Source organism: Methanobrevibacter sp. (genome assembly GCF_017539065.1).
Lineage (GTDB): Archaea > Methanobacteriota > Methanobacteria > Methanobacteriales > Methanobacteriaceae > Methanocatella.
Genome location: NZ_JAFYHP010000011.1, coordinates 1 through 13,074, shown reverse-complemented (window position 1 = coordinate 13,074; position 13,074 = coordinate 1). Strand labels below are relative to the sequence as shown.

Below are 13,074 nucleotides of genomic sequence, written 5' to 3'. Positions count from 1 at the left end.
TCTTCTAATTCCTCATTAATTGAGGTGATATCATGCAACTTGGAGATTATATTGTAAAACCGTCATCAAAATCAGCTGAAGAGGAACTGATAGATTTTCTCAAATTCAATAATTTCAGCTATGGATTAGAATTCGAAAACATCTCATCAAATGTGGAGCATGTAATGGTTGTAAATGTGATACGCAAGACTTACTTCAATATCGATGAGTTCTTCGTACCCCACTCCAAAGCAATTTGCGAAACCGAGTTTCTCGATAAGGTCAAGTATCATCCGCAAAAGGGTGCGGAATATAAGGTATTGTGCAATGATGAGCTGGTTTATGAAGGATTCACCCGATGCAGCATGCCATACGGGCTGGGAGTGGCATATTATCCTAACGGAAACATATACAGGGATGGCATATTTTACATAAAAGGCATAATCGAAGGAAGGGAATATTACTCATCCGGCCAGCTAAAATTCGAAGGAAAATGGTTGGTCAACAGAGGATATGGTCCGAATTATCCGACAATCGGCAATTACTATGCCGAAGACGGCAAGCTGATATTTTCAGGAAAATTCCAGGTTAAAAAGGGAGGCGTAGGCTTTCCGATGATGAAATATCCAAAATATAGGCTTCTCGAGAAGGACAGTCCCAAACTGGATTATGTCCATTAAAATGGGGGATGGTGAAATTGTCCGAATATCCGATGACTTACGAGGAATATGAGAAGAGAGTGATAGGATTATTGCTGGAGCCATATGATGAAACTAAAAGGAAAGTCATGTCTGACAGACTGGAATCCTTACTGAAGGATGATCCGGATTTCATCAGAGTATTATACGCAGATACTTGTTTTATGTATGACAGGCCTGACCTTTACGGCAACTGTGATGATATTTTTGATGATAGCCATCTTGAATCCATACCGGTAAATACTTTGGACATGCTGATTGGAGGCGGCTTCGATTAAGAATCATGTATTGAATCATTAATATAACGGAGTGTGATAACATGAGCATTGAAGACAAGATACACGAATGCAACAAATTATATGATAATGAGGATTTTAAGGCATTGCTTGAAAAATGCGATGAAATCCTTGAGCAGTGCCCGGACAATCAAATTGCAATGGGATATAAGGGATTCGCCCTCTATGCATTGGGGGAATATGGCAAAGCCATGGAAATCCTTGAAAGGGGAGTTGAGCTTTACCCTGAAAACCACTATCTCAAAAACAATCTGGCGATGGTTCATTATGCATTGGGGGAATATGAGACATCCCTCAGGCTTTGCGATGAGGGTCTTAAAATCAGCGATTTCTATTGGCTTTGCGAAAACAAGTTCAAAAGCCTTATCAGACTTGGCAGGTATGATGAGGCAATCGAATTTGAAAAAAGCATGGACAATGAGCTGGATTTGTACGATGTGTTTTTCGAAAAGGGCATGGGCGAACATGAGCTGAGCTATTATCAGCACTGCCTGAAGGATGATCCGGACGACTGGGATGTCATTGACCAGATAAAGATGCTTGCGGCAAAGTCAGGTGTCGAACCGGAGGTCGGCGACTCTTATCTCAAATGGATCGATGCCATCAGGCAGGTAAACGAGAAACCGGTTTGTCCCGATTGCGGAGGAAAACTGATTCCTATAATATGGGGCTATCCGTCTTCCGACCTTCTTGAAAAGTCACTTCGCGGTGAAGTTTACCTTGGCGGCTGTGTAATTACTATTCCGACAAACTTCCACTGCAAAAGCTGTGAAAAGGAGTTCTGCATTGACTACGAGGATGTCCAGGTCGAATGCGAAAACCCAAGGCTGAAGGAGTATGTCCTCGAAAGGATATCCTCATTGGAAATGCTTTTGACCATGCACTCAAAAAAAGGAGTCGAAGCCGAAGAAGTCAAAAGCAGTGTCTCCCTATATGATGACAAGGAGTTTGACATGTTCATAAGCCGCTTGGTTGAAATAGGCTATATTGTCCGGGATGAAGACGGCCATATCAGACTGGCAGGTGATGGGAATGAATGAAATAAATCAAGATGAATTTGAAAAAAGGGTAATTGAATTATATCTGAATGAATATCCTGCGGATAAAAGGGAAATAATCCTTGAAAGGTTAAATCGACTGGTAAAGAGAGATAGAGATTTCATGAACAGATCATATGAACACACATGCATTAACTATAGGAGAGGATATAATCCAGATTTTGAAGCTTTGGCGCTAAACACAATGCAATTCTATATCGGAGGCAACTTTGACGACAAAAGCACAATTTCCGATTTAAAAAAGATTGAGGAAAACTTCCATATATTGATAAATGATTTTTACTTAAGTCAGGATTGCATAGGGGATTATGATTATCGGTTTCCTAAGATAACTGAGGATCTGTTTGTCCGAGAGGATTTTAACAGAGTTCCTGGGATGTATGGAGGTTTCTTTTACTTTTTAAATCTTGAAAGCGGAAAACCCATATTATATGCCAATGCATCATCAAGAATGGATTTGGATGAATTGATTATCATTGATGAAATCTGCTATACCTGGGTTGATGATGATTATGGGAAAATGTTAAGCGGAAGCAAGATTGAGCAGTATTGGCGATAAGCGAATTGACTGTCTAGTTGCAGTATTGAAAAAATGAGGTGATAGAATGGAGCGAAAAATCTCAACTGACCATCGCCCATCCTTAGTGTTTGAGGATTGGGACAGTGCAGTGGAGGCTGCACGAAAAATAAATATTCAGTATTTTGACATACTCCTGATTGAATTCAATGGCGAGATAATCGGCTACGGCATTTATAATCCTTTCAGGGAGAGATTTCTTGAAAAGGAGGATAGGCTGGTTAAAAAATCATTAGGCCAACTCTAGCGGATATAGTAATGTAAAGATTAATAATATAATAAACATAACATATTAATATGTATTCTTCAGGTTTAGATGTGGTTTGTATGATATTCTTTTTCATAATTGTCGTTGCATGCTGCTGCGGCAACGATGACGGTTCATCATCAAAGACCCAAACCACAAACACAACCTCCAAAAGCACAGGCTACAGGAGAAATACGTACAGGCCTTCTTACTCGGAGTGCCCCTCCTGCGGAGCGCCGTACTTTGACGGCTACTGCAGCGAATGCGGATACCCCGACATAAATCAGGGGTGGCTTGGAGAGAATTACTAAATGGTGAGATAAATGCAAACATGTCCAAATTGCGGTTCGATGGTGATGGAGGGTGATCCCTACTGCAGCCATTGCGGAGCCACATTCAGATGGGAAGATGATGAGGAATCCTATGAAAGCGAACAGGATGATGACAGCTCAGATCTGATTCGGATTTATCACGAGATGGTTGAAAGCGACCTCACGACAGATGAGAGATTCGACCTTTTCAAGGAATATCTCTTCATGCCCGACTACATGCTTGATGAGATAAGGGAAACTATCCATGAGGAGGAAAAGCTCTACCGCTGCAGGTTCATAATGGTCTATACGGCCACATATCCGCAGGTATACATCTTTTTAAGGCAGGACAAATTCCGTGACTGTATTATTTTCGACAGATGCTATGAGGAATACTCCCCCACCAGATTCGACCCTGAGGGAAGGGAGTTCAATTTCATATATGAGAGATTATATGAAAGTCCGAAGTTTCAAAGCCAGCTTGAGAAACTGAAAAGGGAAGGCCTTGAACTCGATGGGATATCCAGCAGCATAACCTTTTATCAAATAAAGGATTATATGATTGCCACATTCATTAAGAACGATTCCACTTTGGTGTACTATGAAATTGATGATGAGGTGAACTTCAAAAAACTTTAGATGTCCATTTCAGCAATGGCGGTGCAATTGAAAAGATTTATATGGTCATAAATTATATTTAATATTGGCATAACCTGGTTATGCTATTAAATAACTTAAAGAAATTATGTTTTGTAATTAGACTTCATTTTATCAGTTGTGCCTGAGTCCTTCGCGGAATTGTTATCGGTTCTGCACAGGTGGGCTGATGGTGCAGCTGCCTCCCTAATTTAATTTTTCTCTTTTTAAACAATTCCATCCTATATCTATATGATATAGTAAGGATATGTTTTCAGGAGTTTGCGTTAAATTACATCCGCACAGGATTAAATATGAAATATATGGATAACTCTTGTTTTGGTGATGCCTTCGTTTGATTATTGTGGTGGCAACAATCGGAGGATAATGTTGGGTATTTGCAGGTTTGGATTTCCTGCAAATCCTCACCCAGGCTAGTCATAGCCCTGGGATTCCAGATCCTCGTCGATGTCGTCATAGTCCCCGTAGTCATAGTGGTCATAATACCAGTCAGGGTCGTTTTTGGCGATTGTATGTGGGGAATCGTCGACTCCTCCGTAATGTGAGGAAGATGATGAGCCGCTGCTTGAGCCTCCTGTGCTGTGGCTTACATAGTAGTGGGTATCTGGATCGCTTGAGGTATGGCTGTTCATTGTTAAAAGGGAATAGCAGCCGCTTACGGTAAACATCAAAATGATGATGATAATCAGGATAGCTATTATCTTGTTGTTCTGGTCCCATCCTTTAAAATCTTCAATCAGTTTAGGATTGCTGTAGCCGTTTGCAATCTGAACATCCTTATACGCTTCATAAAATGCATAGGCCCATACCAGAACTGATAAGACAAGGAATATGCCTATGAACACTCCGATTACTGCAAAGGCCAGTCTAGCTATTAGAAGAATCAGTCCCTTTTTGGCGTTGCCGGCATAGATTGAGCCGAGACCTGTAATGAAAAAGGTCAGAATCAGTGCAATGTAGATATTTTTATGACTTTTTGATGTATGTCTGATTTTGTTTCCGCAGTTTGAACAGAATACATCATCATCTTTTAGTTCCGTTCCGCAATTTTCGCAAAATACCATTTTTTTCACCAACACATGTTTGATAATTCTTTAGTAATTGTTATTAACTTGTTAGTATAAATATTTATCTAGAGCCCTGAAAAAGGATAAAGGGGAACTTTAAGATAAAATGATTTTGAGTTTAGGTTAAGGAGTTATTAATCATGAATAATGTTCAAAAGATAATAATAATATGTTTAGTGAGTGCAATTGTTGTATTCAGTGGATTGATTGCATATAATTTGATGAAGGAGCCTGTTAAAACAGTGGAGTTGTTTGAAAACGGAACTACAATTGAAGTTTCAGCAGATACAACTCTTAAAAGCCATGATGAATTAGGCAATACTTATGTAACAGGTAAAAACACTACAATTATTGGCATAGATGACAGTAGTCTTGCTGGGGCGTTGGCATCAAAGGTGCTATCCGAACTCATAGTTCAAAACGGCGAAATGCAGGACAATGGTGTGTATAAGCTTGACAAGAATAATGTTAAGGAAATGGCCGATCAGTTAGGTCTTGAATATGATGAAGATAATATTAAGGAAGCCTTTATAGGTATAAAGCACAACAATACTGTCAATCAAAGTGTAATTATAATCAGTGGCGACCAGCAGGAGATAATTGACATCATAAACAGTATTCATTGGAAGAAAGGAGTGCAGTCAAACACATCCGTTGCCGAACAAAGTGATGTTTCTGCTTCCACATCAAATGGAGAAAAGACATATCCTTTATATGCAGATGATGGAAGCATCGTAGGCTATTATCATGTTGGTGATGTCGTTGAGCATTATGATGGATTGTATCAATTGAAATCCAATGGTGAATGGGTATATATTGGTGAAGCAAAAGGCAGCAGTGAAAATGCCTACAATCAGGGTTATTCAGATGCAATAGATGATACTTATGATGATGCGGATGATTATGACTACTCAGATGAGGATTATTCTGATTATGATGATGAATTCGATTATGATTCAGGAGATTATGAGTAAACCCTCATAAGAATTATAAGATGGTTCGAATTATGAATAAAACATTTTTATCAAAATCCCCGTATTGTAAATGTGTGCAATGTGAAAAGATTCTATGGTTAAATCATTTCAGTGGATGAAACTAATGAATCTGTTCTAGAAAAGGGTTTCCACAAAAGGTGAATCTCCTTTGGGGATATTTGAAAAATGGTTTAGGAAAAACAATCATATATTGGGCCAGGAATCATTTGGATATGAACACGCCAACAATATGATTATTTCCCAATTAAAAAAAGTTTAAGGGCTGCAGTGTCCGCAAGGGGAATAACCTCTGCTTATTGCTTCGTCACGGCTTGAGAATGATACTTTATTGCTTGGATTCATCTTATCAACATCGCCGCAACCCGGAGCATGGAACTTTCCTGTTTCGCTGTTTCCTATGTAGCTGTTGGATGTTCCTGAGTGATAGGTGCTTCCTCCTGAGCCTGAAGATGAAGTTGAAGTGGAACTGCCGCTTGAGCTTCCGCCGTAAATGTAGCTGTGGTCATAGTCTTTGACGCCGAATGTTTGAACTCCGCTTTCAGGAGACAGCTTCACTTCCTGAGAATCCATCAAGTTGCTGTTTGAGTCATATAAGTTGATTTTCGCATGGTCCGGAAAGTATCTGTATGCATCAGCGCTTTTCACGTTGACATAACCGTCATAAGTCACGGTATTTGGAACCATATTCCCATTATTCAGCAAAGATCCGTCACGTGAATAGAAAATCTGGATGATTACAGCGTCTCCGGAGTATTCCTCGCCTACATAAATGGAGGCGTAAGTCAAATCTTCCAGTCCTCCGTTTGTGGAAAATGCCCCTCCTTCTATTTCCATTGAAGCAGAAACTGCAGAAATGCAGCTTAATGTTATCATAGTCAGGATTAATAAGCAAATTATTTTGTGTTGAAATTTCATTTTAATCTCCATTTTAATTTATAGTATAATTTTTAGTGAATTTATTTAATAGATTCTTTTAATGAATCTTTACATTTTTTCTAGCATAATTGTATATTTTCTTCAAATCGATTAATTAATGAACTATTAAAATTTAATTTAATTTTATTAATTCGATTTTAATGTTAAAAGTTTACAAATTTTTGTCTAAAAAAATTTTTAAAAATAACTTCATGTATTCTAATAAGATATTCCAAAAATTTTGCAGAGATAGAAATATTAAATCAAGTACTCGTAAAGGTTATGATTCTGCTTTAACATTATATGAAGATTTTAATGGTAAAACAATTGAAGAATTATTCACTGAGGCACGATTTGAGGAAAATGAAAGAATCCCTCTTAAAGATAGGAAAATAAAAAAGAGACTCATTGACTTTAGAACTTATCTACTTAACAGTAAATTATCTCCAAATACTTCAAAGACATATTTTTCAAAAGTAAAGACATTTTATTTGCACTTTGAGTTTGAACTACCTCATTTGCCACAGGCTAAATATGATAAGATTTATGAGACTAATTATTTAGACTTGCCAACTCGTGAACATATACGTGAAGCATTACTTATTTCATCAATTGACTTAAAAGCCGTGATTCTTTTCATGTCTTCCTCAGGAACTGCAAAAGCTGAAACATTATCATTAACGGTTGAGCATTTTATTCAAGGTACACAAGAGTATCATCATGGTGGATCAATTGAGTTTATTTTAGAAACTCTTGATAAAAAAAATAATGTTGTTCCGACTTTTTATTTGAAAAGAATTAAAACAGATAAATATTATTATACTTTTTGTTCTCCTGAAGCTAGTTCTCACATTGTGAAATATTTGAAAACCCGTGAAAACTTAAAATTAGAAGATAAATTATTTGATTTTACTTCCTCATTATTATTAACTCGTTTTCAAGAAATCAATGATAAAATGGATTGGGGATTTAAAGGCAAATATAGATTTTTTAGATCCCATACATTACGTAAGTTTCATGCGTCAAATATTGGATTATCTGCGGAGTATATTGATAGTTTACAAGGACGTAGCAAAAATGAAGTTCATGAAACCTACATAAAAACAAATCCAAAGAAACTAAAAGAGGTGTATAAATCCGCAATGAAAAATGTCATGATTTATGAAAATAAAAACAACGAGATAAAAAAACAAGAATTCACAATAGTTGTGAATGTTTTTTTATCTGGAAAGGAATTAAATATCATTTAGATTTTTTTAAGAAGGTTAACTTTACGTGTTTTAGAACCTTCTTTTTTAATTTCGATATTTTGGAATTTTGAGTAGTTTGCTTTTACTCCATCGTCTAAATCTATTTCAATGTTTTGATTTGCTATGTGTGCTAGAACTTCGTCGTATTCTTGGGTTTCTTTTAATTGCTTTTGAAGTTTAGTTTTTTCTTTATTTGCTTTACTAATTTCTTGTTTTGAATTAGAGTTATTAATAATGTTGTTTATATTTTCAATTCTTTGTTCAATGGCTTTTTGAGTTTTATGTAAGTAATCTGTTCTGATTCTTGCAACAAGACTTGGTTCGTAACGATGCATGTAAACTAAGCAATTGAAACCATTTTGTTTACCACTTGAGAACTGCCAATAAATAGGACATTTCTTATATGTCTTTTTATGATCATTAAAGAAGTTTTTAAGTAAATATTGTCTGATAATTTCTCTTGAAGGTTTATTTGTTTTTGAAAGTGCTTTAGCTATGAAATCTAGGTTTTCTTCTAAGGTATCTGACCCAAAACATATTTCAACAAATTTTGTGAAGTAACCTACAATATCATCATCAAAATAAGCAGTATCTAAAACAGGAATAATATTATCATCATCAGGTTTGAATTTATGATAGTTATTTAAATTAAATTCTCCACCTGCAAATTGCAGTCCATCATCATCTAAACTATAACGGCCAAACATGCATCCAATCGCATAAGAAATAAAAGAAAGAATATCGGTATTATAATTAGATTTACTTACTGAAATAAATTTCTCTTCGGTATTAGGAGGAATTTTTAAATCATAAATTTCTGAATAAATTTCATCTAATTTTTGTTCATTAGAACTTAATTTATTAAATTCTGAATTCTTAAATAATTTCCATTCATTGAAACTAGTTTCCATATTTGAATTTTTAAAGTTTAAAATAGGATGTTTTTTAAAATCCCAATGTTCCTCATTATGATCCCAATCTCTTTTAGCAATCTCAATATTATCTTTAACAAGAGCATTTATGATATCTAATTGTTTATTATTTATTATGAGTGGTAATGATGAGATGTGACCCACTTCATAATTTAATGTTGGAGATATAATGTTTAAGATATATTGAATAATATTTGAATTTAAAAGACCTAAAATGTAGTATTTATAGTTATTAACAAATATTCCTCCTCCAGCACCACCATAAATAAATCCTTCAGGATATAATCTAAAGGCTATTCTTCCACTTGATAATTTGGACCAACTAATTGATTCTTTAAAGTAATATTTTTCATTCCAACATTTACTGTTTTTAGATTCAATTTCTCCTCTTTTTAATCTATCTAATTTGAAATTCTTTATATTTTCTCCATTATTATGCCAATCCACAACATATTCATGATTTCCATACCATTTTCTAAATTTTCCACCCCTATTAAATGGAAACCATTTGAATGGAGTATTTATAGTGGAGGGTCCTGAAGAAAAATTTAGACCCATTTTTGTTTTATCAATTTCAAACCAATATCTTAAAAATTTGTCATTTTTTCCAGTACTTAAACCTTGTCTAAGTTCATATACTTCACCTAGTTTTCTTCCAATTTCGAATATGTTAAATAATTGTTTATCTGTGAAATAAGCAATTGGATAACCTGGAATTCTAAGATAATTTTTACAGTTTGCGGTGTATAAATAATCTACTTTATTGCCTATACTTTCTAACACTTTTTCTCTTTGAACTTCCATACCTCCTTTAAAATCTGAAAGCCGAATATATGTCCCATTATATTCTTGTTCATTAGATAAAACAAATGAACAAATTGGGACTGTCGCTTCAGAGAATGCTGAGTACTCAAATTGTATTAATGAAGATATATTTTTAAAGTTTATTATATACTCTCTTAATTTTTTATAACTTTGGATAAACATCCATACAAATGGAGTCATTAAAGCATTATATCCATTTTCATTACAAAAATCAAAGTTCCTGTAAATAAACATGGAGAATAAATCTTTAGAATAATCCTTGTAGTATTTTTTAGCAAAATCTTTTAAATTTTTCTCAAATTTATTCATGTATGGAGGATTAGTCACTACTGCAGAATATTTTTTAGATAGTAATTCTGCTTGATTAATCAAAGGTTTCAAATCATTTTCTATTACTTCAATAATTTTCATATCTAAAAGTGTTGATTTTGATTTTTCAAGGATACTGTCAATGGAATTTTTTAAATTATCTAAATCTAACTTTTTAACTTGGATAAGTGAACCAAATTCCTTTCCAGACTCAAAAATCTCTTTTAGATATATTACATCATTAACAATTGCTGAATCGTTTTTCTGAATAAACTCAACTACTTCATCAGTGATATTTCCAGATTCCTGAATAGCATACACATTAGGAACAATGCCTTTTTTAAGTATTTTCCTATCATATTTTCTAGCTTTCATTAAAACTGCAAAGTAAGATAATTGATATGCTCTATCATCAATATCTAAACCAAATATATTATTCTTTAAAATTAATTCAGGAATATCTCTTTCACTAAATCCTAACTCTTTATATATCTCAAAGAACACATCAAATGCATAGACAAGAATATGCCCTGAACCCATACATGGGTCAAAAAAGGTCAAATCTTCAACATTAATATTTTCAGATCTTATTTCATCAAGTTTTCTTTGAGTTTCTTCATCTTGTTCAGCTTCACCCAAATAATATTCTAAATTATCTTTAACGGAACTATTAGGATTTCTTTCAATCCAATATCTACCTAAAGAATTATCTACCATATATTTTACAACCCAATCTGTTGTGAATAGTTGAGTTGCTGCAGGAATATCTTCTTTTTTAATATTGCTCTTGTTAATATTAATTACTTGATCTTTTTTCTCAGAGATATAATATTGATATAACCAACCAATAATTTCAACTTGTTTTGTAAAGTCTTCTTCTGGAATATTATCAATTAATTGCCTTACAACACTTTCTTCACTAGTAAATGAAATATTTAATAATAATTCTAATGAATCATTAGTTGTTTTAAAAAGTCCAGGTAAAATATCATTTAACTGATTGCATTGTTTGATAAATAAAAATCTGAATAATTCATCTAATTTATTTTCATCTTTGAGTTTGAAAATCAATTCTTTATCTTCTTGAGTGTAATTTAAATCAATATCTAAAGCTTGTGTAATAATATCTGGCTCTAATTTTCCTTCAGTTTCACTGGATAAAACTCTAGTTTTTGTTGGTAAATAATTATTTACTTCCATATATCGAATAGCAATTATACGGTTAAACCAAGTATATGCAACTTCTTCAACAAAATTATCAAATCCTTTTGATTCAATTTCATTAATAATATCTTTTCTTTTTTGAATATCACTATCATAAATACTATAAGTTGAATTTCCAATTTGGAAAGTTTGCATACCTTCAGCTTCAATAGAATCTTGGATTTCATTCTCAGTTATTCCAAGCAAATTTAATTTGTATATTGTATCTTCAATAAGCTTAGTTCTTGAATTTACAGCAAAATTCTTTAATATTGTTTTATCCATTTTATTCACCAGATTATTATATAATTATGTTTTTGTAAAAACCTATTTTTATATTTAGTTCATGTAATGAAAATGGATATAATGCTTTAATGACTCCATTTGTATGGATGTTTATTAAAAATTATGAAAACCTACGACATTATATCATTAATCATAAATCAATTTCATCTTTAATCCAATTAGAATACTCTGCATTTTCAGAAGCAACTGTACCAATCTGTACATTTGTTTTATCTAATTTTGATGAAAATTATGCTGGAACCTATTTGAAGTTATCTGAGTTTACTGGAGGCATGAATGTTCAAAAAGAAAAAGTTCTTCAAATAATTTCGGGTGATGAAATTCTTAATGATAAAAACAAGTTTATTACAAATACTTCTGCATTTGATAACATTCCTGGAAAACCTATTGCTTATTGGGCGGATGATAATATAATTAATTCATTTAAAATTGGTATTGAATTAAGTGGGTTAGCAGATGTTAAAAAAGGAATGGATACTGGAAAAAATAGTAAATTTTTACGTTATTGGTTTGAAGTAAATTTTTCAGATTGTGGTTATAATTTTAAAGATAAAGATTTAGCTAAAAAAAGTGAATATAAATGGTTCCCTTATAATAAAGGGGGTGATTTTAGAAGATGGATTGGTAATAGGGATTTTGTTGTTAATTGGGAAAATGATGGATTTGAAATTCGAAATACTAAAAATTCAACAATCCGGAATGAGAAATTTTATTTTAAAAAATCATTTGGTTGGTCATATGTTTCTAGCAGTATAATTTCGTTCAGATACTTCCCTCAAGGATATTTATTTGATGGAGTGGGATGTGCAGTTTTTTCAGATAATGAATATGATAATTATATTCTAGGATTTTTAAATTCATCTATTTGTCAAGAGATATTAAATATTACTTCACCTACACTAGCTTATACTGTTGGGACTGTTGCGAAGTTACCTTTAATCATTAATAGTGATGAATTAACTAAGATTAATAACTTAGTTGAAAATAATTTATCAATTTGTAAAGAAGATTATGATGATTATGAAACAAGTAAAGATTTTTTAAAACACCCTTTTATTAAATTTAACTCCATACATCAAAATCTAACTTCAATTTTTGATGTTTGGTCAAAATATAAATATAATAATTTCAAACTTCTTAAGGAAAATGAAATTAATTTAAATAAACTTTTTTCGAAAATTTATAATATTAACACAAGAACGGATGTTGAAGACAAACATATATCTATTAATCTGGCAGATTATCCTTCAGATATCAAATCATTTATTTCTTATGCTGTTGGTTGTATGTTTGGTCGTTATTCTTTAAATCAAGATGGATTGCAGTTTGCTGGTGGGGAATTTGATTTAAATAATTATCATAAATTCAAACCTGATGACGATAATATTATACCTGTCTTAGATTCTGAGTATTTTGAGGATGATATTGTTGGAAGATTTGTTGAATTTG

Annotated in this window: 13 protein-coding genes; 10 read left to right on the top strand and 3 right to left on the bottom strand. The window is 33.1% G+C overall.

From position 1 onward, the window contains the following. Positions 1 to 32: 32 nt before the first annotated feature. The 7 genes from IKS50_RS02070 to IKS50_RS02040 all read left to right on the top strand — a co-directional run bounded on the left by IKS50_RS02070 (position 33) and on the right by IKS50_RS02040 (position 3,805). Positions 33 to 659 (top strand): hypothetical protein, encoded by a 627-nt coding sequence (locus tag IKS50_RS02070; RefSeq protein WP_292844563.1) that lies wholly within the window; start codon positions 33 to 35, stop codon positions 657 to 659. Between the two features lie 8 nt (positions 660 to 667). Continuing rightward, entirely contained in the window at positions 668 to 955 is a 288-nt protein-coding gene (locus tag IKS50_RS02065; protein ID WP_292844560.1) for a hypothetical protein, read from the top strand. Between the two features lie 41 nt (positions 956 to 996). Beyond that, positions 997 to 2,013, top strand: coding sequence for a tetratricopeptide repeat protein (locus IKS50_RS02060; RefSeq protein WP_292844557.1), 1,017 nt, complete (start codon positions 997 to 999; stop codon positions 2,011 to 2,013). Next, positions 2,006 to 2,590: a hypothetical protein gene (locus tag IKS50_RS02055; RefSeq protein ID WP_292844555.1), complete on the top strand. Its 585-nt coding sequence runs from the start codon at positions 2,006 to 2,008 to the stop codon at positions 2,588 to 2,590. Before IKS50_RS02060 ends, IKS50_RS02055 begins: the two co-directional genes overlap by 8 nt. 46 nt (positions 2,591 to 2,636) lie before the next feature. After that, a complete protein-coding gene (locus IKS50_RS02050) occupies positions 2,637 to 2,855 on the top strand; it encodes a hypothetical protein (RefSeq protein ID WP_292844552.1) in 219 nt (72 codons plus the stop codon). Positions 2,856 to 2,935: 80 nt separating this feature from the next. Further along, entirely contained in the window at positions 2,936 to 3,166 is a 231-nt protein-coding gene (locus tag IKS50_RS02045) for a hypothetical protein (protein ID WP_292844549.1), read from the top strand. A gap of 12 nt (positions 3,167 to 3,178) precedes the next feature. Next, on the top strand, positions 3,179 to 3,805 hold the full coding sequence (locus IKS50_RS02040; protein WP_292844546.1) for a zinc ribbon domain-containing protein: 627 nt from the start codon (positions 3,179 to 3,181) through the stop codon (positions 3,803 to 3,805). Positions 3,806 to 4,236: 431 nt separating this feature from the next. On the opposite strand, the gene IKS50_RS02035 is transcribed toward IKS50_RS02040, so the two are convergent. Further along, positions 4,237 to 4,887, bottom strand: coding sequence for a zinc-ribbon domain-containing protein (locus IKS50_RS02035; RefSeq protein ID WP_292844543.1), 651 nt, complete (start codon positions 4,885 to 4,887; stop codon positions 4,237 to 4,239). 143 nt (positions 4,888 to 5,030) lie between these two features. Here IKS50_RS02035 and IKS50_RS02030 point away from each other — a divergent pair, with 143 nt between their 5' ends. Next, the gene (locus IKS50_RS02030; protein ID WP_292844540.1) at positions 5,031 to 5,864 is read left to right on the top strand and encodes a hypothetical protein; all 834 of its coding nucleotides are present in this window, start codon (positions 5,031 to 5,033) and stop codon (positions 5,862 to 5,864) included. Between the two features lie 276 nt (positions 5,865 to 6,140). Here the strand turns inward: IKS50_RS02030 and IKS50_RS02025 are convergent, their stop codons facing one another. Then, positions 6,141 to 6,800 (bottom strand): Ada metal-binding domain-containing protein, encoded by a 660-nt coding sequence (locus tag IKS50_RS02025; RefSeq protein ID WP_292844537.1) that lies wholly within the window; start codon positions 6,798 to 6,800, stop codon positions 6,141 to 6,143. A 212-nt stretch (positions 6,801 to 7,012) separates the two neighbouring features. Between IKS50_RS02025 and IKS50_RS02020 the strand changes: the two genes are divergently transcribed. Continuing rightward, positions 7,013 to 8,050, top strand: a complete 1,038-nt coding sequence (locus IKS50_RS02020) for an integrase (RefSeq protein ID WP_292844534.1) — start codon at positions 7,013 to 7,015, stop codon at positions 8,048 to 8,050. Here the strand turns inward: IKS50_RS02020 and pglX are convergent. Then, positions 8,047 to 11,604 (bottom strand): BREX-1 system adenine-specific DNA-methyltransferase PglX, encoded by a 3,558-nt coding sequence (gene pglX, locus IKS50_RS02015; protein ID WP_292844530.1) that lies wholly within the window; start codon positions 11,602 to 11,604, stop codon positions 8,047 to 8,049. The genes IKS50_RS02020 and pglX overlap by 4 nt on opposite strands. 89 nt (positions 11,605 to 11,693) lie before the next feature. On the opposite strand from pglX, the gene IKS50_RS02010 reads away from it, so the two are divergent. Continuing rightward, positions 11,694 to 13,074: restriction endonuclease subunit M (locus IKS50_RS02010; RefSeq protein ID WP_292844527.1), on the top strand; the 1,381-nt coding region annotated here is incomplete at its 3' end.

Bases quoted from the DNA above. Each gene is read 5' to 3' on its own strand.
- IKS50_RS02070 (WP_292844563.1), top strand. From the start codon at position 33: ATGCAACTTGGAGATTATATTGTAAAACCGTCATCAAAATCAGCTGAA.
- IKS50_RS02065 (WP_292844560.1), top strand. From the start codon at position 668: ATGGTGAAATTGTCCGAATATCCGATGACTTACGAGGAATATGAGAAG.
- IKS50_RS02060 (WP_292844557.1), top strand. From the start codon at position 997: ATGAGCATTGAAGACAAGATACACGAATGCAACAAATTATATGATAAT.
- IKS50_RS02055 (WP_292844555.1), top strand. From the start codon at position 2,006: ATGAATGAAATAAATCAAGATGAATTTGAAAAAAGGGTAATTGAATTA.
- IKS50_RS02050 (WP_292844552.1), top strand. From the start codon at position 2,637: ATGGAGCGAAAAATCTCAACTGACCATCGCCCATCCTTAGTGTTTGAG.
- IKS50_RS02045 (WP_292844549.1), top strand. From the start codon at position 2,936: ATGATATTCTTTTTCATAATTGTCGTTGCATGCTGCTGCGGCAACGAT.
- IKS50_RS02040 (WP_292844546.1), top strand. From the start codon at position 3,179: ATGCAAACATGTCCAAATTGCGGTTCGATGGTGATGGAGGGTGATCCC.
- IKS50_RS02035 (WP_292844543.1), bottom strand. From the start codon at position 4,887: ATGGTATTTTGCGAAAATTGCGGAACGGAACTAAAAGATGATGATGTA.
- IKS50_RS02030 (WP_292844540.1), top strand. From the start codon at position 5,031: ATGAATAATGTTCAAAAGATAATAATAATATGTTTAGTGAGTGCAATT.
- IKS50_RS02025 (WP_292844537.1), bottom strand. From the start codon at position 6,800: ATGAAATTTCAACACAAAATAATTTGCTTATTAATCCTGACTATGATA.
- IKS50_RS02020 (WP_292844534.1), top strand. From the start codon at position 7,013: ATGTATTCTAATAAGATATTCCAAAAATTTTGCAGAGATAGAAATATT.
- pglX (WP_292844530.1), bottom strand. From the start codon at position 11,604: ATGGATAAAACAATATTAAAGAATTTTGCTGTAAATTCAAGAACTAAG.